The following is an 18,732-nucleotide window of genomic DNA, read 5'->3' as shown; positions in this document are numbered from 1 at the left end:
CCGGTCCGTTACGGTTGACAGGACAAGATACCGGCGGTCCGTAATGGAGTTTCCTCATGTATCAGGTTCCTGACCTGCACGGAAAGCTCGCCGTGGTGACCGGCGCGAACAGCGGCACCGGCAAGGAGGCCGCCAAGCGGCTGGCCGGCGCCGGGGCCCACGTCCTCCTCGCGGTGCGCACCCCGGCCAAGGGCGAGCAGGCCCGCGCCTACATCCTCGCCGCGCACCCCGGCGCCCGGGCGGAGGTCCGCCGCCTGGACCTGGCCGACCTGACGTCGGTGCGCGAGTTCACCGACGGCCTGGCCGCCGACGGCAGGCCGGTGGACCTGTTGCTGAACAACGCCGGCGTCATGAACGTGCCCCGGCGCACGGAGACGGCCGACGGCTTCGAGCTGCAGCTGGCCAGCAACTTCCTCGGCCCGTTCGCCCTCACCGTCCGGCTTTTGCCCCTGCTCCTGGCCGCACCCGCCCCACGGGTGGCCACGATGAGCAGCGGCACCGCCAGCAGGGCCCGCATCGACTTCGACGACCTGCAGTCCAGCCGCGACTACAGCCCCACCCGGGCCTACGCCCAGTCCAAGCTCGCCGACCTGCTGATGATGGTCCATCTCGCCGAGCTCGCCACGCGGCACTCGTGGCCCCTGCTTTCGGCCGGCGCCCACCCCGGCTACACCCGCACCAACCTGATGACCTCCGGCCCCACCCTGAACGGCGGCCGTCCCGGCCTGCTCGAATCGCTCCTGTACAAGATCGTGCCGTCTCAGGGTCCTGAGCAGGGCGCAGAACCCTTGCTGTACGCGGCCACCAGCCCCCGTGCCACCGCCGGCGGTTACTACGGCCCGCGCTGGTCGATGGTCGGCCCGACCAGGACCATCGCCCTGCCGCGCAGCGCCCGGGACAAGACCGGCGCGGCACGCCTGTGGACCGAGGCCGAACGCCTCACCGGGGCCTTCGCCCCCGTACAACACCGCTGATCCACGCCGCCGGCGTGGCCGTGCACGCTATGCGGAACTCCCCGACCGCTGTGCGGTCTTGACGCCACACGTGTCTCCCGAGCACCATCAGGCACCTCGAACTCGCGCCTGAACGACACGAGTTCGTATCCCCACCCCCCACAGGACAACAGAACACGGAAACCGGAGCCCCCCACATGCGTCTCTCCGTTCCCGGACGTGCCGTCGCGGCCGCCGCCGTGGCCGTCGCCGGACTGCTCACCACCTCCGCGATATCCACCGCGGCGCCCGCCCCGAAGGCGGCCGCCGCCCCCGACATATCCGTCGCCGCCGTCAAGGCCCACCTCGCCGACCTGCAGTCCGTCGCGGACGCCAACGGCGGCGACCGCGCCCACGGCAGCGCCGGCTACAAGGCCTCCGTCGACCAGATCAAGAGCAAGCTGGACGCCGCCGGATTCACCACCTCCGTCCAGGAGTTCACCGCGGGCGGCAAGACCGGCTACAACCTCGTCGCCGACTGGCCGGGCGGCGACGAGAGCCAGGTCGTCATGGCGGGCGCCCACCTCGACAGCGTCTCCGAGGGTCCCGGCATCAACGACAACGGCTCAGGGTCCGCCGCCGTCCTGGAGACCGCGCTCACCGTCGCCCGCGAGCGGTACAAGCCCACCAAGCACCTGCGGTTCGGCTGGTGGGGCGCCGAGGAGATCGGCCTCGTCGGCTCCTCGCACTACGTGGACGGCCTGGCGGGCGCCGACCGTTCGAAGATCAGCGGCTATCTGAACTTCGACATGATCGGCTCCCCGAACGCGGGCTACTTCGTCTACGACGACGACCCCGCCATCGAGAAGACCTTCAAGGACTACTACGCCGGCCTGGACATCGCCACGGAACCGGACGACGAGGGCGACGGCCGCTCGGACCACGCTCCGTTCCAGCAGGCGGGCATCCCGGTCGGCGGCGTCTTCAGCGGCGCGGAGACCACCAAGTCGGCCCAGCAGGCGCAGAAGTGGGGCGGCACGGCCGGCGAGGCGTTCGACAAGTGCTACCACTCGGCCTGCGACACGAAGGCGAACATCGACGACACCGCCCTGGACCGCAACAGCGACGCGATCGCGTACGCGGTGTGGGCGCTGTCGTCCTGATCCCGGAGCAGTCGCCCTGATCCTCGGAGCAGTCGTCCTGACTCCCTGAGCGGGGCCCAGGACCCGGGAAAGACCCCTGGACGCGGATGCATGCGCGTGCATATAGTGCACGCGCAAGCATTCGTCGTACGCAATCGCCAGTGACCCCGGGGGGATCCCATGGCCCGCTCGTTCCTCTTCGTCCTCGGCAGCGCCCGTCCCGAGGGCAACACCGAGCTCCTCGCCCGCAAGGCCGCCGAGCAGCTCCCCCCGGACGTCGAGCAGCGGTGGATCGACCTGTCCGAGCTGCCGCTGCCCGACTTCCGGGACGCGCGGCACGACGAGACCGGCCCCCGGGCACGGCCGCGTCCCGTCGGCACCAACGAGGCGGTCCTCCTGGACGCCACCCTCGCCGCCACGGACATCGTCATCGCGTCGCCGCTGTACTGGTACTCGGTCTCGGCCACCGTCAAGCGCTACCTCGACTACTGGGACGCCTGGCTGGAGACGCCGGAGATCTCCTTCAAGGAGACCCTGAAGGGCCGCACCCTGTGGGGCGTCACCGCGCTCGCCCACCGCGAGGAGGAGGTCGCGGAGCCGCTGATCGGTACCTTGCGCAACACGGCCGCCTTCTTCCCCATGCGCTTCGGCGGGGTCCTGCTCGGCAACGGCACCCGGCCCGGCCAGGTCCTCGCGGACTCCGAGGCGCTGGTGCGCGCCAAGTCGTTCTTCGCCCAGGAGCCGGCGCTCGCCCGCTACCCGTACGACAACTGACCGCGGGCCGGCCGGCGGGGACCGGCCGGGGACGGCGGCGGCTACGCCATGATGTCCTTCGCCCCGAACCGCGCCCACGCCGCCGAGCCGAACACCGCCGCGTACAGCCCCTGCATCTGCAGGTTCTTGACGATGTCGTCCCAGTAGACCGGCTCGCGCATCAGGTCGGCGAAGGACAGCCAGTAGTGCGAGAAGAAGTACGGGTGCAGGGCGTGCAGCTGCGGGATCTGGTCAAGGATCTGCACGGTGATCAGCAGGCCGACGGTCGTCGCCATCGCCGCGATGCCGCTGCCGGTCAGCGTCGACACGAAAAGACCGAGCGCCGCCACGCCGATCAGTGAGACGGCGACGACGAGGGCGATCAGCAGGGCTCTCAGCAGCCCTTCGCCGAAGCCGATACGGGTACCGGAGATCGTCGTGACCTCGCCGAGCGGGAAGAGCAGCGCGCCGGTCGCGAGCGCGGACGCGGCGACGACCAGGGTCGCGACCAGGCAGAACGTCAGCGTGGTCGCGTACTTGGCGAGGAGCAGCCGGGTCCTTCCCGCGGGCGCGACCAGGAGGTAGCGCAGCGTGCCCGCGCTCGCCTCGCCCGCCACCGCGTCGCCCGCGACGACGCCGATCGCCATCGGCAGGAAGAACGGCAGCGTCGCGCCGAGCGCGGTGAAGACCAGGAACAGGCCGTTGTTGGTGACCTGCGCGATGAACGCGGGGCCGCCCTCGTCGCCGCCCCCGCCGATGGTGGAGCCGTCGCTGGTCTCGATCTTGACGGCGATGCCGACGAGGACCGGCACGGCGGCGAGCACCGCGAGCAGCGCGAGGGTCCGCCAGCGGCGGAAGGTGATCGTCAGCTCGCTGCGGAAGAGCCCGAGGGTCCAGCTCCACCGGGGTGCCCGCGCACCGTCCGCCCCGGCCGGCCCGGCGGCGTCCGTGGCCTCAGCCCGCGACATCGAAGCCCTCCCCCGTCAGCGCCACGAACGCGTCCTCCAGCGAGGCCCGTTCGAGCCCGAAGCCGCGGACGCGGACGCCCGCACCGACCAACGCGGCGTTCAGGTCGGACAGTTCCACGTCCCGGCCGGCGGCGTCCTGGCCCGGCGGGTCGCCCGTCACGCGGTCCTCCGCCACCACGAGATCCGTCACGCCCTGCTCCTTGAGGACCCGGGCGGCCTCGCCCGGGTCCGGTGTCGTCACGACGAGTCTGCCGCGGGCGCCCGCGGCCAGTTCGGCGACGGGCCCCTGGGTGATCAGGCGGCCCCGGGTCATCACGGCTGCGTGCGTGCAGACCTGCTCGATCTCGTCGAGGAGGTGCGAGGAGAGGAAGACCGTGGTGCCCTCCGCCGCCAACTCCCTGACCAGCGTGCGGATCTCGCGCATGCCCTGTGGGTCGAGTCCGTTGGTCGGCTCGTCGAGGACGAGGAGCCGACGCGGCTGGAGCAGGGCGGCGGCGAGCCCCAGGCGCTGCTTCATGCCGAGGGAGTACGCCTTCGCCTTCTTTCCGGCGGCGGCGGTGAGCCCGACCCGGTCGAGGGCGGCCTCGGCGCGCGCCCGCCGGGTCCGCGGATCGGCGTTCGGGTCGGCGGAGTCGTACCGCAGGAGGTTGTCGCGGCCCGACAGGAAGCCGTAGAGGGCGGGGCCCTCGATCAGCGCGCCCACGTGCGGGAGCACGGTGCGGGCGGCGCGGGGCATGGGGTGGCCGAGGACCCGGGCGCGGCCGGAGGTGGGCTCGATGAGCCCCATCAACATGCGGATCGTCGTCGTCTTGCCCGAGCCGTTCGGGCCGAGGAACCCGAAGACGCTGCCTTCGGGGACGGTGAGGTCGAGCCGGTCGACGGCGAGGTGTTTCCCGTAGCGCTTGGTGAGCGCGTGGGTCTCGATGACATGGGCCACCGGAGCGGCCTGTGCCGCGGGGGACGCCTCCCCCTGTGAACCGCCGTTGCCCACCGGCACGTTGTCCTCCCGTCGTCACCGCTGCCGCCGTCGCGGCCGTCGCCGTCGTCGTACGAGACGAAGGGAGGGTGCCTGTCCGGCACCCTCCATCCGCCGTACCCCTGACCCGTAGGTGTCCCGTCAGTGCGCCTCGTCGGCCGCCTTCACCAGCGCGTCCTTCGTGACCGCGCCCACGTAGACCTTGCCGTCGTCGGTGACGAGGGCGTTGATCAGGCGGGTCGAGAAGACCGTGCCGGAGCCGAACGCGCCGTCGACCCGGTCGCCCAGCGAGTCGAGCAGCTTCTGCGCGTCCTGCGGGACGTCACCGGAGCCGGCCGTCGGCAGCCCCTGGCCGCCGGGCAGCTTCAGCTCGGCGATGGAGTTCCAGCCCTTGCCGATGACCTTCGGTTCGTCGATGCCGCCCCCGCCGAACCCCTTGTCGCCCTTCTCCCTGAGGTCGCGGCCCGGAGCGGCGTGCTCGTCGGCCTCGGTGACCTTCGTGCCCTTGGGCGGCGTGAAGTCGAAGGTGGACGCGGACGGCTTGCCGAAGTCGACCTTGGTGAAACCCGCGTCGACGACGGCCGCGCCGCCGGAGGACGGGGTGAGGGTGAACTTGAGCGGCGTACCGGTCTCGCCGTCGACGGCGACCGTGATCTGGCCGACCGTCGAGCCGGCCTGCTTCGGCTTGATGACCAGGCGGTAGGCGTCGCGGCCCGCGACCTGCGCGGTGCCGTCGACCTTCACGGACGTGGTGTCGTCGACCGACGCGAGGGCCTGCTCGGCGAACTCCTTGGGGGTGGTCGGAAGCTCGCCCCGCAGCTCCTTCGGCACGTCCTCGCCGCCCTTGCCGTGCTTCTTCGACGCGGCGTCCGCGTCCTTCGCGTGGTAGGCCTCGTTCGACGCGCTGTCGTACGCCCACACGTCGTCGCCGCGGCGGATCAGGCTGTACTCGGAGGCGTCCTCCAGGACGGACACCTTCTGCCTGTCGGGGCCGTCGGCCGCGACGCGCAGCGTGTGCGTACCGGTCGCCAGCTCCATCAGCTTGCCCTTGGGGTCGGCGGCCGATCCGCCGTCCTCGCCGTCGCCGCCCCGGTCCGCGCCGCCGCCACCGCCGAAGCCGCCCGTCATGCCGCCGAACGACGGCAGGCCGAGATCCGTGCTGATCTTGACGTTTCCGGAGAGCTGCTGCGTGTCCGACGCGGCGATCTTCTCGATGAGCTCCTGGGCGGTGACCTTCGGCAGGTCCGGGTCGCCCGAGGTGGCGAGGGCCGGTACGAGCCCGATGGTCGCCGCCGCCACTCCCGCCACCGCGATCGGGACGGCGTAACGGGCCGCCTTGCGGCGGCCGACGCGCGGCTCCTCGGCCTCGCTGATGTCCTTCTGCGGTTCGTACGGTGCCATTGTCTGCCTTACCTCCGTGGTCGGCGGCGGCCTTCCCTGTACGTGCCTGCGTCCACCCTGTGCCGCCATTCTCACCCGAATTGGTCAGGAGTGGGGGTTCCCTTGTGCCCTCCATCCGACCAAATCGGCCGCCGAGAAGCGTCAGACCCCGGGCGCAACTCCACGTACTGCCCTGGGATGAGACGCGGCGGCGTTTCCTCCCCCGTCCAGTAGGGGACGGACCCCGGCGATCGACCGGCCCACACCCGGCCCGGGCAGAGAAAAACGGTCATGTGATCCCTGTCACATGACCGTTCGCCGTCCCCGGGGGCCCCGGGTCCGGTCTCAGCCCGCCCGGTGCACCACCAGGTCGCAGAGCTCCACCAGCGACGCCTTCGCCTCGCCCTCCGGGAGCGGGGTCAGCGCGGCCCGCGCGCTCTCCGCGTAGCCGACCGTGTCCCGGCGGGCGTGCTCCAGGGCGGGGTGCTCGCGCAGCCGGGCCAGCGCCTCGGCGTGCCGGGCGTCGTCGGTCAGGTCGGAGTCGAGCAGCTCGCACAGGGCGATGTCCTCGGCGAGGCCGAGCCGCGCCGCCCGCTCGCGCAGGCGCAGCACGGGCAGCGTGGGGATGCCCTCGCGCAGGTCCGTGCCGGGCGTCTTGCCGGACTCGTGCGAGTCGGACGCGATGTCGAGGACGTCGTCGGCGAGCTGGAAGGCGACGCCGAGCCGCTCCCCGTACTGCGTGAGCACGTTCACCACGGACTCGTCGGCGCCCGACATCATCGCGCCGAACCGGCAGGCCACGGCGACCAGCGAGCCCGTCTTGCCGCGGAGCACGTCGAGGTAGTGGTCGACCGGGTCACGGCCCTCGGAGGGCCCCGCGGTCTCCAGGATCTGGCCTGTGACCAGGCGTTCGAAGGCCTCCGCCTGGATGCGGACGGCCTCCGGGCCGAGGTCGGCCAGGATGTACGAGGCGCGGGCGAAGAGGAAGTCGCCGGTCAGGACGGCGACGGAGTTCCCCCAGCGCTGGTTGGCGCTGTCGACGCCGCGGCGCACCTCGGCGTCGTCCATGACGTCGTCGTGGTACAGCGTCGCGAGGTGGGTCAGCTCCACGACCACGGCGGACGGCACGACGCCCGGCGCGTACGGGTCGCCGAACTGGGCAGCGAGCATCACGAGCAGCGGACGGAAACGCTTCCCCCCGGCGCGGACGAGGTGCTGGGCGGCCTCCGTGATGAAGGGCACCTCGCTCTTGGTGGCGTCGAGCAGTCCCTCCTCGACAGCCGCCAACCCGACCTGGACATCGGCTTCGAGAGCCTGGTCCCGCACGCTCAGCCCGAAAGGCCCGACGACGGTCACGAGAGGTTCTCCTGTCTGCTGACGATCACATGGCCAACTCGGTCGATCATTGGATCTCGGTCGATGACACGGGTTTGTCGATGTGTCGCTGCCATCACTCAAGTCAGCGTATCCGGTCGACTTTCGATCACGGCGAGCACCTGCCCGCCCGTCGCACGCCACCGACCTGGTCGGCGCGGCGCGGGCGGCCCCTGAACCGCTCCGGCACGCCAGGCCGCGCGGCGCACCGGACTCACCGGTATGTTCTTGATCAGCCCATACGACCGGGAAGCCCGACCTGGTGCCACATGAACCGTAACGACCGGGAGCAGCCTCTTTGTCCCGTACTACGGCCGAGTACGAGCCGCCAGCCGAACCGACCGGTGACCCGCCACCGGGCGACGGCCACGCCCTCTTCGGGCAGCCGCGCGGCCTGGGCATGGTGGCGGGGACGGCCGCGTCGGTCTCGGCGGCCTACGGCACGCTGGTCCATCTGGTCTCCGTGGCCGGCGGCCGGCTCGCCGACCGCATGCCCGGCTCCTGCCGCGCGGTGCTGTGGGGCGGCGCCCTCATCGCCTGCGGCCACTACGCGATGGCGGTGCCGACGGCGACGATGACGCGGGTGGGGCTCGGCCTGTTTCCAGGCCTACTCGACGATGATCCTGCCGGCCTCCACCAACGCCGCCGCGGTCTGGGCCCGCCTCCGCCGCCGGCCGCACGCCTCCAACAAGATCGCCTTCGGCGTGGTCTCGCGGGCATCGCCGTGATCGCTCTCGCCCCGTGGCTGCGCCGCACCATGCACCCCGTCCACCGAGGTTCCACTCATGCAGATCCGTGACTCCTTTCCGTACGAGACGACCCGCGACGACATCCGCATCCCCCTCGCCGACGGGACGAAGCTCTACGCGCGCGTGTGGCGCCCGGTCACCGACGAACCCGTCCCCGTGCTCCTCGAGTACCTCCCCCACCGCCTCAGCGACTGGACGGCGCCGCGCGATTTCCAGCGCCACCCCTGGTACGCGGGCCACGGCTACGCCTCCGTGCGCGTCGACGTCCGCGGCCACGGCAACAGCGAGGGCCTGCCCACCGACGAGTACTCCGCGCAGGAGCTCGCCGACGGTATCGAGGTGGTGAACTGGCTGGCCGCGCAGGAGTGGTCGAGCGGCAAGGTCGGCATGTTCGGCATCTCCTGGGGCGGCTTCAACTCCCTGCAGATCGCGACGCTCGCCCCCGAACCGCTCAAGGCCGTCGTCACGGTCTGCTCCGCCGACGACCGCTACGACAACGACGTGCACTACATGGGCGGCTCCGTGCTCGCCGTCGACATGCACGCGTGGGCGGCGACGATGCTGGCGTTCGTCTCGCGCCCGCCGGACCCGCACTTCGTGGGCGACGCGTGGCGCGACATGTGGCTGACCCGCCTCGACGCCGTCGAGCCCTTCATCCACACCTGGCTCGACCACCAGACCCGCGACGACTACTGGCGGCACGGCAGTGTCGGCGAGGACTACTCCGCGATCGGCGCCGCGGTGCTCGCGGTCGGCGGCTGGCACGACCCGTACCGCGACACGGTGCTGCGCCTGGTCGAGCATCTCCCGGGCGAGGTACGGGGGTTGATCGGCCCCTGGTCGCACCAGTACCCGGACCGGGGGCTGCTGCCCGGGCCCGCGATCGGCTTCCTCCAGGAGACCCTGCGCTGGTGGGACCAGCACCTGAAGGGCATCGACACCGGCGTGCTGGCCGAGCCGAAGCTGCGCTCCTGGATCAGCGACTCGCACCCGCCGGCGACCGTCTACGCGGAGCTCGGCGGCGGCTGGGTGGGTGACCCGTCCTGGCCCTCCCCGAACGTCACGCCCGTCCCCCACGCCCTCCAGGGCACCCCCGTCGTCGTCCGCTCGCCGCAGCACACGGGCCTGGACGCGGGCCGCTTCTTCCCCTTCGGCAACGACGCCGACCTGCCGCCGGACCAGCGGGACGAGGACGCGAAGTCGGCGTGCTTCGAGTTCGAGGTGCCCGCCGAGGTACGCATCCTGGGGCGCCCCAGGGTGACGCTGCGGCTGCGCATGGACGTGCCGTACGGGCAGGCGATCGCCCGCCTCTGCGACGTCGCACCGGACGGCTCCTCCACCCTGGTCACCCGGGGCGTGCTGAACCTCTCCGCCCGGCACGGCAGGGACCGCGCGGACGCCTGGCCGCTCGGCGCCACCGAGGACGTCACCTTCGAGCTCAACGGCATCGGCCACACCTTCCCGCCCGGCCACCGCATCCGGCTCGCGGTCTCCTCGGCGTACTGGCCCTGGATCTGGCCGCAGGCGGATTCGGTCGGCTTCACCCTCGAACCGGTGGGCAGTTCGCTGGAACTGCCCGTGCGCGAGGGCGACCTGGATCCCTCGATCACGTTCGGGCCGCCGGAGCAGTCGGAGCCGCTGGGCGTGGTGTATCCGGCGACGCTGGACGAGGAGCGCCCCGAGCGCCTCGTCGTACGCGATGTCGCCAAGGGCGAGTGGCGCCTCGAGGTCGATCCGCGGTACGGCGGCGCGCGCGTGTACCCCGACGGCCTGGAGTTCACCGAGGACGCCCTGGAGACATACACGATCCAGGAGGACGACCCGCTGAGCGCCCGCACGCGCTCGGACTGGACGATCCGCCTGCACCGGCCCGAACTCGGCTGGGACGTGAGCGTCCGAACGCGCTCGGAGATCACCTGTGACGCGGCGGACTTCATCACCTCGGACGAGTTGGTGTGCCGGGACGGCGAGGAGGTCGTCTTCCACCGCACCTGGGAGAAACGGATCCGGCGGACCGCCGGTTAGGGCGTGTCCGCGAAGTCGCGTCGTTCGCCCGAAGGGCGTGGCCCGCGGTGTCTGGGCCCGCGGCGTCTGGTGCGGGCGATCGCAAGGCGGCGGCTCGCCCTCGTACCGGACGTACTCGGGCGGGCCCGACAACGCGGCGAGCGCGCGTGCCAGGCGTCGCGGGCCAGACGCGACTTCGCGGACACGCCCTAGGGCCAGGCCCTGCCCCGCAGGAAGCGTTCGAGGACGACGGCGACGCCGTCGTCCTCGTTCGAGAGAGCCAACTCGTCGGCCACCGCTTTGAGTTCGCCGTGCGCGTTGGCCATGGCCACCCCGTGCGCCGCCCACAGGAACATGGGGATGTCATTGGGCATGTCCCCGAAGGCGACCGTGTCCGCGGCGGTCAGGCCGAGCCGCTCGGCGGCCAGCGCGAGCCCCGTCGCCTTGGTCACCCCGCACGGCTGGAGCTCCACCGTGCCGGGGCCCGACATGGTCACCGTCGCGAGCGAGCCCGCCGCGTCCCGCGCCACCGCCGCCAACTCGTCGTCCGCCAGCGCCGGATGGCGCAGCAGCACCTTGCTGATGGGCTCCTCCCACAGCACCTCCCGGTGCGGCACCCGCACGGCGGGGAGGGTGGGGTGCGGCATCTCGTACCCCGGCTCGATGAGCGTGAGGCCGTCCACGCCGTCCTGGTCCACCGCCGCGTAGACCTGCCCCACCTCCGCCTCGATCTTGCCGAGCGCGGTCTCGCCCAACTCCCGGTCCAGCGTGACCGACCACACCATCCGGTCCGCCCCCGCGTCGTACAGCTGCGCGCCCTGACCGCAGACGGCCAGGCCGTCGTAGCCGAGCGCGTCGAAGAGCGGCCGCACCCGGGGCGCCGGGCGGCCCGTCACCACCAGATGCCGGGCGCCCCGCTCGCCCGCGGCGGCCAGCGCCCGCCGCGACCGGTCCGAGACCGTGTCGTCGCCGCGCAGCAGCGTCCCGTCCAGGTCAGTGGCGATGAGTGCATATGCGAGGGGAGCGGCCATGATCCAGAGAATACGGATCCTGGGCCCGGCCGGAAGCTGCTTGGCACGGTGCGTGTGGGGCCGGGGGTCACGGCGCCGGACGTGAGGCACCGGCGCCGGGGCGGCGCGGGACCTGAGCTCTGCCCCGGAGGCCCCAAAGCTCCGCCATAGAGTGGAATTTGGCATTCCGAAACCTTGGTCCGAGGGCGACAGACGTTCCAAGACGTACTCGTTCGGTGACCGCGGAGGCCCTTCTCCCGACCCTCCGGCGCGCGGCCCATAACTTTGTTCGCGCTGTAGCTGCACCGGGGGGTGCCGGTGTCGGGCCCGCTCAGCCGTGCGAGCCGGCCGCCTCCGCAGGGCCCATCCGGACAGGACGGACCCTTTGGACACTGCCGCTACCAGGCCCTTCACACGTAACGTGTGGCACACCCCTATGGAAAGCGAGGCAGGTACGCATGTCCGAGCAGACCCCGCTCGACCCGGCCGCCGGTGACTTCACCGACCTCCCCGGAGGCGGCACCACCGGTCACCCCGATGGCGACCCCTTCGGCCTGCCCGAGGGCGACCCCTTCGGACCGCACAACCTCCCCTACGGCGTCTTCTCCCTGCTCGGCGAGGAGGACCATCGCCGCAGGGTCGGGGTACGGCTCGGCTCGTACGTCCTGGACGCGGGCGCCGCGGCCGCCGCGCTCGGCTCCCCCTACGTCTCGCTCCTCGCGAGGCCCACCCTGAACCCGCTGCTCGCCGCGGGCCGCCGGGCCTGGTCCGACGTGCGGCGCGCCCTGACCGCGTGGGTGACGGTGCCGTCCCACCGCGAGGCGGTGCGCCCCCTGCTGCACCCCCTCTCCGACGTGACGCTGCACCTGCCCTTCGAGGTCGCCGACTACGTCGACTTCTACGCGTCGGAGAACCACGCGACCAACCTCGGCAAGATGTTCCGCCCGGACGCGCCGGCCCCGCTCACCCCCAACTGGAAGCACATGCCCATCGGTTACCACGGCCGCTCCGGCACCGTCGTGGTCTCCGGCACGGACGTGGTCCGCCCGACCGGTCAGCGCAAGACGCCCGCCGACACCGCCCCGGTCTTCGGCCCCTCGGTCCGCCTCGACATCGAGGCCGAGGTGGGCTTCGTGGTCGGCGCCCCCTCCACGCACGGAACTCCCGTGCCCCTGGCGGACTTCCGGGAGCACGTCTTCGGGCTCACGCTCCTCAACGACTGGTCCGCGCGCGACATCCAGGCCTGGGAGTACGTGCCGCTCGGCCCGTTCCTCGGCAAGTCCTTCGCCACCTCGGTCTCGGCGTGGATCACCCCGCTGGAGGCGCTGGACGCGGCGCGGGTCAGGCCCCCCGAGCGCACGCACCCGCTCCTGCCCTACCTGGACGACTCCGCCGAGTCCGCGGCGGACGAGCCCGGCGGCTACGACCTGCGCATCACGGTCACCCTCAACGGCCAAGTCATCTCCGAGCCGCCGTTCTCCGGCCTGTACTGGACGGCCGCGCAGCAGCTGGCGCACATGACGGTCAACGGCGCCTCCCTGCGCACCGGTGACCTGTACGGTTCGGGCACGGTGAGCGGCCCTGAGCCCGGCCAGTACGGCTCCCTGATCGAGATCACCTGGAACGGCCGCGACCCCCTCGAACTCCCCGACGGCAAGCGGACGTTCCTGGAGGACGGCGACGAGGTCACCCTCTCGGCCTGGGCCCCGGGCCCGGGCGGCACGAAGGTCGGCCTCGGCGAGGTGACGGGCCGCGTCGTCGCTGCCCGCTGAGTAACGGGGCCTACGGGCCCGCCCGGACTTGTGCGGGTCCGGCTCCCGGCCCGGCTGCCTGCCGGTCCGGGTCCGGGCTCGGCGGGCCCGGGTCCGGCTCCCTGTCGGCCTGGGTCCGGGTCCCTGCCGGTCCGGGCCCAGCTCCCTGCCGGTCCAGGTCCGGGCTCTCTACCAGTCCGGTTCCTCCATGTCCCAGTCCAGGCCCCTGTCATCGGACGGGGCGGAGGACCGGGTCGGGGCGGGGGCTGCGGTCTGGGGCTGGGGCTGGGGCTGCGAGGAGGCCTGGGGCGGCGCGGGTGCCGGCTCGGCCGGGGCGGTCGGCGCCGGGGCGCTGTCGGGGGCCGCCCCCGTGGCCGACAGCTCCGCGACGACGCCGACCACGCCCTCGCCGTACGTCGCGCGCTTCTTCTCGCCCACGCCGCTGATGCCCGCGAGGTCCGCCACGGAGGTGGGCCGCAGGGTCGCGATCTCCCGGAGCGTGGCGTCGTGGAAGATCACGTACGCGGGGACGCCCTGCTCCTTCGCCTGGGCCGCACGCCAGGCGCGCAGCGCCTCGAAGAGCGGCACCGCCTCCTGGGGCAGCTCCGCGACCGCCGCCGCCGACTTCGCCTTGCGCTCGCCCTTGGACGCCCGCGCCGCCGGCGCCCGCTTCGGCTCCTTGCGCAGCCGCACCTCGCGCTCGCGGCCCAGGACGGCGGCGCTCGCCTCGGTGAGCACCAGCGTGCCGTACTCCCCCTCGACCGCGAGCAAACCCTGGGCCAGCAACTGCCGGACCACGCCCCGCCATTCGCCCTCCGCCAGCTCCTCGCCGATGCCGAAGACGGAGAGCTGGTCGTGGTCGAACTGAATGACCTTCGCGGTCTTCTTGCCGAGCAGGATGTCGATGATCTGGCCCGTGCCGAACTTCTGGCCGCGCTCGCGCTGCAGCCGCACCACCGTGGAGAGCACCTTCTGCGCCGCCACCGTGCCGTCCCAGGTCTCGGGCGGGGTGAGGCAGGTGTCGCAGTTCCCGCAGGACTCCGCGGTCGCCTCCTGCCCGAAGTAGGTGAGGAGCTGGGCGCGGCGGCACTGCGCGGTCTCGCAGAGCGCCAGCATCGAGTCCAGGTGCGCGGCGGCCCGGCGCCGGAACGCCTCGTCGCCCTCGCTGCCCTGGATCATCTTGCGCTGCTGGACGACGTCCTGGAGGCCGTACGCCATCCAGGCCGTGGAGGGCAGGCCGTCGCGGCCCGCGCGGCCCGTCTCCTGGTAGTACCCCTCGACCGACTTGGGCAGGTCGAGGTGGGCGACGAAGCGGACGTCGGGCTTGTCGATGCCCATGCCGAAGGCGATCGTGGCGCAGACGACGAGCCCCTCCTCCCGCAGGAAGCGGGACTGGTGGGCGGCGCGCGTGCCGCCGTCCAGACCCGCGTGGTACGGGACGGCCTCGATGCCGTTCTTGCAGAGGAACTCGGCGGTCTTCTCCACCGAATTGCGCGAGAGGCAGTAGACGATGCCGGCGTCGCCCGGGTGCTCCTCCTTCAGGAAGGCGAGGAGCTGCTTCTTCGGCTCGGCCTTCGGCACGATGCGGTACTGGATGTTCGGCCGGTCGAAGCTGGCCACGAAGTGCTTGGCGTCGGGCATGCCGAGCCGCTGCGTGATCTCCCGGTGCGTGGCGTGCGTGGCCGTGGCCGTCAGGGCGATCCGCGGCACGTCGGGCCAGCGCTCCCCGAGCAGGGAGAGCGCCAGGTAGTCGGGGCGGAAGTCGTGGCCCCACTGCGCCACGCAGTGCGCCTCGTCGATGGCGAAGACGGAGATCTTGGCCCGCGAGAGGAGGTCCAGGGTGGCGTCGAGGCGCAGCCGCTCCGGGGCGAGATAGAGCACGTCGAGCTCGCCCGCGAGGAACTCCGCCTCCATCACGCGCCGCTCGTCGAAGTCCTGCGTGGAGTTGATGAACCCGGCCCGGACGCCGAGCGCCCGCAGGGCGTCCACCTGGTCCTGCATGAGGGCGATGAGGGGCGAGATCACGACGCCCGTGCCCGGCCTGACCAGGGCGGGGATCTGATAGCAGAGGGATTTGCCGCCGCCGGTCGGCATCAGGACGACGGCGTCACCGCCACCCACCACGTGGTCGATGACGGCTTCCTGCTCGCCGCGGAAGGCGTCGTACCCGAAGACGCGGTGGAGCGTGCGCAGGGCGTCGCTCTCCGTCACACCTCCGCCCACGCCGCCGGTCGTGCCACCGGTCGTGCCGCCGGCCGCCGCGCCCGGCACCGATGCCGGCGCCGTCACCTCACTCATGTCTCTGGTCCCATCCATCGCCCTGTCCCCCGCCGTACGCGCCGCCTCAGCCACTGCCTCGACCACTGCCTCCACGATAGGGCTCCCCACCGACACCCCGGACAGTTATCCACAGGCCGCCGCCCGGCACCCCTTCTCGGGATGCCGGGCGGCAACACTTGTGCGAAAAGAAATCGGCTACCGGACGAAGACCCCCGCCTGGTTCGCCAGATCCAGGAAGTACTGCGGGGCCACGCCGAGGACCAGCGTCACCGCGACGCCCACGCCGATCGCCGTCATCGTCAGCGGCGAGGGCACGGCGACCGTGGGGCCGTCCGCCTTCGGCTCGCTGAAGAACATCAGCACGATCACGCGGATGTAGAAGAACGCGGCGATCGCCGACGACAGCACACCGACCACGACCAGCGCGCCTGCGCCGCCCTCGGCCGCCGCCTTGAAGACCGCGAACTTCCCGGCGAACCCGGAGGTCAGCGGGATGCCGGCGAAGGCGAGCAGGAAGACCGCGAAGACCGCGGCGACCAGCGGCGACCTGCGGCCGAGCCCCGCCCACTTCGACAGGTGCGTGGCCTCGCCGCCCGCGTCCCGCACCAGCGTGACGACGGCGAACGCGCCGATGGTCACGAAGGAGTAGGCCGCCAGATAGAAGAGGACGGAGGAGATGCCGTCCGGGGTGGTGGCGATCACACCGGCGAGGATGAAGCCGGCGTGCGCGATCGACGAGTACGCGAGGAGCCGCTTGATGTCGGTCTGGGTGATCGCGATAATCGCGCCGCCCAGCATCGTGATGATCGCGATGCCCCACATCACCGGCCGCCAGTCCCAGCGCAGGCCCGGCAGGACCACGTAGAGGAGGCGCAGGAGCGCGCCGAACGCGGCCACCTTCGTCGCCGCCGCCATGAAGCCGGTGACCGGCGTCGGGGCGCCCTGGTACACGTCCGGGGTCCACATGTGGAAGGGGACCGCGCCCACCTTGAAGAGCAGCCCCATGACCACCATCGCGACGCCGATCAGGAGCAGCGCGTCGTTGCCCATGGTGTCGGCGAGCGCCGGGTCCACGCTCTTCACGTTGCCCTCGACGACGTCGGCGATCGTCGCGTACGACACGGAGCCCGCGTACCCGTACAGGAGCGCGATGCCGAAGAGCGTGAACGCCGAGGCGAAGGCGCCGAGCAGGAAGTACTTGACGGCGGCTTCCTGCGACATCAGGCGCTTGCGGCGGGCGAGCGCGCAGAGCAGGTACAGCGGCAGGGAGAAGACCTCCAGCGCGATGAAGAGCGTCAGGAGGTCGTTGGCCGCGGGGAAGACGAGCATGCCGCCGATGGCGAAGAGCGCCAGCGGGAACACCTCGGTCGTGGCGAACCCGGCCTTGGTGGCCGCCTGTTCGCTCTCGCTGCCCGGCACCGACCCGGCCTGCGCCACGAACGAGTCGACGCGGTTTCCGTGCGCCACCGGGTCGAGGCGGCGCTCCGCGAAGGTGAAGATCGCGACGATCCCGGTGAGCAGGATGGTGCCCTGCAGGAAGAGGGCGGGGCCGTCGACCGCGATCGCGCCCATCGCCGCGACCTGGGCCTTGGTGGTGCCGAAGCCGCGGGCCGCGAGCCCGACGACCGCGGCGAAGGCGGCGGCCAGGGCGACCACGGAGACGAACAGCTGGGCGTAGTAACGGGACTTGCGCGGGACGAAGGCCTCGATGAGCACTCCGATGACGGCCGCGCCGATGACGATCAACGTCGGCGACAGCTGCCCGTACTCGATGTTGGGTGCGTCGATCTTGTCGATGGGATCGGCCGCGGTTGTCCACAGGCTGTGGACGGCTGATGCGCTCACTTGGCCGCCTCCACCTCGGGCTTGGGGTCCTTCTTCTGGACGTCGGACATCGTGTGCTTGACCGCCGGGTTCACCAGGTCGGTGAGCGGCTTCGGGTAGACACCGAGGCCGATCAGGAGCGCGATCAGCGGGGCCACGACGACCAGTTCACGCACCCGCAGGTCGGGCATGGCGGAGACCTCCGCCTTCACCGGGCCCGTCATCGTCCGCTGGTAGAGGACGAGGGTGTACAGCGCGGCGAGCACGATGCCGACGGTCGCGATGATCCCCACCACGGGGTAGCGCGCGAACGCGCCGACCAGGACGAGGAATTCACTCACGAAGGGCGCGAGCCCGGGGAGCGACAGGGTCGCCAGGCCGCCGACGAGGAAGGTGCCCGCGAGTACCGGGGCGACCTTCTGCACGCCTCCGTAGTCCGCGATGAGCCGCGAGCCGCGCCGCGAGATCAGGAAGCCGGCCACCAGCATCAGGGCGGCGGTCGAGATGCCGTGGTTGACCATGTAGAGCGTCGCGCCGGACTGGCCCTGAGAGGTCATCGCGAAGATGCCGAGGATGATGAAGCCGAAGTGCGAGATCGACGCGTACGCCACCAGGCGCTTGATGTCGCGCTGGCCGACCGCGAGCAGCGCGCCGTAGATGATGCTGATCAGGGCGAGGACGAGGACGACCGGCGTCGCCCAGTCGCTCGCCTCGGGGAAGAGCCCGAGGCAGAACCGCAGCATCGCGAAGGTGCCGACCTTGTCGACCACGGCGGTGATCAGCACGGCGACCGGGGCGGTGGACTCCCCCATCGCGTTCGGCAGCCAGGTGTGCAGCGGCCACAGCGGCGCTTTCACCGCGAAGGCGAAGAAGAAGCCGAGGAAGAGCCACCGCTCGGTGTTGGTCGCCATGTCGAGCGTGCCGTCGGCGCGGGCCTCGGTGATCTCCTGGAGCGAGAAGTTCCCCGCCACCACGTAGAGACCGATGACCGCGGCGAGCATGATGAGGCCGCCGACGAGGTTGTAGAGGAGGAACTTCACGGCCGCGTACGACCGCTGGGCCGAGGCGTTCTCGTCGCTGCCCGCGTGGGCGCGGTCCCCGAAGCCGCCGATGAGGAAGTACATCGGGATGAGCATGGCTTCGAAGAAGATGTAGAAGACGAAGACGTCGGTCGCCTCGAAGGAGATGATCACCATCGCCTCGACGGCCAGGATCAGGGCGAAGAAGCCCTGGGTCGGCCGCCAGCGGGACGACTTCGTCTCCAGGGGGTCCGCGTCGTGCCAGCCCGCCAGGATGATGAAGGGCATCAGGAGGGCGGTGAGCGCGACGAGCGCGACGGCGATGCCGTCGACCCCGAGCTCGTACCGCACCCCGAAGTCCGCGATCCAGGCGTGCGATTCGGTCAGTTGATAACGGTCTCCGTCCGGGTCGAACCGTACGAGCACGGCGACCGCGAGGCCGAGCGTGGCGAGCGAGACGAGCAGCGCCAGCCACTTGGCGGCGGACCGCCGGGCGGCCGGGACGGCCGCCGTGGCGATCGCGCCGACCGCGGGCAGGACCGCCGTCGCTGTCAGGAGGGGAAAGGACAT

The 18,732-nt window shown here is 71.7% G+C and carries 13 protein-coding genes and 1 pseudogene; 6 read left to right on the top strand and 8 right to left on the bottom strand.

Going from position 1 to position 18,732, the window contains the following annotated elements:
- The first annotated feature begins 56 nt into the window (after window positions 1-56).
- The 3 genes from ACZ7DY_RS05805 to ACZ7DY_RS05795 all read left to right on the top strand — a co-directional run bounded on the left by ACZ7DY_RS05805 (window position 57) and on the right by ACZ7DY_RS05795 (window position 2,848).
- The gene (locus ACZ7DY_RS05805; RefSeq protein ID WP_471130607.1) at window positions 57-974 is read left to right on the top strand and encodes an SDR family oxidoreductase; all 918 of its coding nucleotides are present in this window, start codon (window positions 57-59) and stop codon (window positions 972-974) included.
- A gap of 176 nt (window positions 975-1,150) precedes the next feature.
- Window positions 1,151-2,095 (top strand): M28 family metallopeptidase, encoded by a 945-nt coding sequence (locus tag ACZ7DY_RS05800; RefSeq protein ID WP_471130604.1) that lies wholly within the window; start codon window positions 1,151-1,153, stop codon window positions 2,093-2,095.
- A gap of 159 nt (window positions 2,096-2,254) precedes the next feature.
- Entirely contained in the window at window positions 2,255-2,848 is a 594-nt protein-coding gene (locus ACZ7DY_RS05795) for a flavodoxin family protein (protein ID WP_471130601.1), read from the top strand.
- Window positions 2,849-2,889: 41 nt separating this feature from the next.
- On the opposite strand, the gene ACZ7DY_RS05790 is transcribed toward ACZ7DY_RS05795, so the two are convergent.
- The 4 genes from ACZ7DY_RS05790 to ACZ7DY_RS05775 all read right to left on the bottom strand — a co-directional run bounded on the left by ACZ7DY_RS05790 (window position 2,890) and on the right by ACZ7DY_RS05775 (window position 7,507).
- Complete coding sequence (locus tag ACZ7DY_RS05790; protein ID WP_471130599.1) at window positions 2,890-3,795, bottom strand: ABC transporter permease; 906 nt, start codon at window positions 3,793-3,795, stop codon at window positions 2,890-2,892.
- Complete coding sequence (locus ACZ7DY_RS05785) at window positions 3,782-4,732, bottom strand: ABC transporter ATP-binding protein (protein WP_471132326.1); 951 nt, start codon at window positions 4,730-4,732, stop codon at window positions 3,782-3,784. Before ACZ7DY_RS05785 ends, ACZ7DY_RS05790 begins: the two co-directional genes overlap by 14 nt.
- A 180-nt stretch (window positions 4,733-4,912) precedes the next feature.
- On the bottom strand, window positions 4,913-6,172 hold the full coding sequence (locus ACZ7DY_RS05780) for a LolA family protein (RefSeq protein WP_471130596.1): 1,260 nt from the start codon (window positions 6,170-6,172) through the stop codon (window positions 4,913-4,915).
- A gap of 324 nt (window positions 6,173-6,496) precedes the next feature.
- Window positions 6,497-7,507: a polyprenyl synthetase family protein gene (locus tag ACZ7DY_RS05775; RefSeq protein ID WP_471130594.1), complete on the bottom strand. Its 1,011-nt coding sequence runs from the start codon at window positions 7,505-7,507 to the stop codon at window positions 6,497-6,499.
- Window positions 7,508-7,823: 316 nt separating this feature from the next.
- Between ACZ7DY_RS05775 and ACZ7DY_RS05770 the strand changes: the two are divergent.
- A pseudogene (locus ACZ7DY_RS05770) lies at window positions 7,824-8,159 on the top strand (peptide MFS transporter); the annotation flags it as partial.
- 151 nt (window positions 8,160-8,310) lie between these two features.
- Window positions 8,311-10,299, top strand: coding sequence for a CocE/NonD family hydrolase (locus ACZ7DY_RS05765; protein WP_471130593.1), 1,989 nt, complete (start codon window positions 8,311-8,313; stop codon window positions 10,297-10,299).
- Between the two features lie 188 nt (window positions 10,300-10,487).
- Here ACZ7DY_RS05765 and ACZ7DY_RS05760 read toward each other — a convergent pair whose 3' ends face one another.
- On the bottom strand, window positions 10,488-11,309 hold the full coding sequence (locus ACZ7DY_RS05760; protein WP_471130590.1) for an HAD family hydrolase: 822 nt from the start codon (window positions 11,307-11,309) through the stop codon (window positions 10,488-10,490).
- Between the two features lie 437 nt (window positions 11,310-11,746).
- Here ACZ7DY_RS05760 and fahA point away from each other — a divergent pair, with 437 nt between their 5' ends.
- Window positions 11,747-13,060: a fumarylacetoacetase gene (gene fahA / locus ACZ7DY_RS05755; protein ID WP_471130588.1), complete on the top strand. Its 1,314-nt coding sequence runs from the start codon at window positions 11,747-11,749 to the stop codon at window positions 13,058-13,060.
- Window positions 13,061-13,228: 168 nt separating this feature from the next.
- Here the strand turns inward: fahA and recQ are convergent, their stop codons facing one another.
- The 3 genes from recQ to ACZ7DY_RS05740 all read right to left on the bottom strand — a co-directional run bounded on the left by recQ (window position 13,229) and on the right by ACZ7DY_RS05740 (window position 18,732).
- Window positions 13,229-15,337 (bottom strand): DNA helicase RecQ, encoded by a 2,109-nt coding sequence (gene recQ, locus ACZ7DY_RS05750; protein WP_471130586.1) that lies wholly within the window; start codon window positions 15,335-15,337, stop codon window positions 13,229-13,231.
- A 177-nt stretch (window positions 15,338-15,514) separates the two neighbouring features.
- Window positions 15,515-17,164 carry an NADH-quinone oxidoreductase subunit NuoN gene (gene nuoN / locus ACZ7DY_RS05745; RefSeq protein ID WP_471130584.1) on the bottom strand — a complete coding sequence of 550 codons (1,650 nt, stop codon included), beginning with the start codon at window positions 17,162-17,164 and terminating at the stop codon, window positions 15,515-15,517.
- A complete protein-coding gene (locus ACZ7DY_RS05740; RefSeq protein WP_471130582.1) occupies window positions 17,161-18,732 on the bottom strand; it encodes an NADH-quinone oxidoreductase subunit M in 1,572 nt (523 codons plus the stop codon). The genes nuoN and ACZ7DY_RS05740 overlap by 4 nt, the downstream gene beginning before the upstream one ends.

The sequence above is a fragment of the Streptomyces sp. NPDC037013 genome (genome assembly GCF_055607265.1).
This window is presented reverse-complemented; position numbering and strand designations above follow the sequence as displayed.

Bases quoted from the DNA above. Each gene is read 5' to 3' on its own strand.
- ACZ7DY_RS05805 (WP_471130607.1), top strand. From the start codon at position 57: ATGTATCAGGTTCCTGACCTGCACGGAAAGCTCGCCGTGGTGACCGGC.
- ACZ7DY_RS05800 (WP_471130604.1), top strand. From the start codon at position 1,151: ATGCGTCTCTCCGTTCCCGGACGTGCCGTCGCGGCCGCCGCCGTGGCC.
- ACZ7DY_RS05795 (WP_471130601.1), top strand. From the start codon at position 2,255: ATGGCCCGCTCGTTCCTCTTCGTCCTCGGCAGCGCCCGTCCCGAGGGC.
- ACZ7DY_RS05790 (WP_471130599.1), bottom strand. From the start codon at position 3,795: ATGTCGCGGGCTGAGGCCACGGACGCCGCCGGGCCGGCCGGGGCGGAC.
- ACZ7DY_RS05780 (WP_471130596.1), bottom strand. From the start codon at position 6,172: ATGGCACCGTACGAACCGCAGAAGGACATCAGCGAGGCCGAGGAGCCG.
- ACZ7DY_RS05765 (WP_471130593.1), top strand. From the start codon at position 8,311: ATGCAGATCCGTGACTCCTTTCCGTACGAGACGACCCGCGACGACATC.
- ACZ7DY_RS05760 (WP_471130590.1), bottom strand. From the start codon at position 11,309: ATGGCCGCTCCCCTCGCATATGCACTCATCGCCACTGACCTGGACGGG.
- fahA (WP_471130588.1), top strand. From the start codon at position 11,747: ATGTCCGAGCAGACCCCGCTCGACCCGGCCGCCGGTGACTTCACCGAC.
- recQ (WP_471130586.1), bottom strand. From the start codon at position 15,337: ATGAGTGAGGTGACGGCGCCGGCATCGGTGCCGGGCGCGGCGGCCGGC.
- ACZ7DY_RS05740 (WP_471130582.1), bottom strand. From the start codon at position 18,732: ATGTCCTTTCCCCTCCTGACAGCGACGGCGGTCCTGCCCGCGGTCGGC.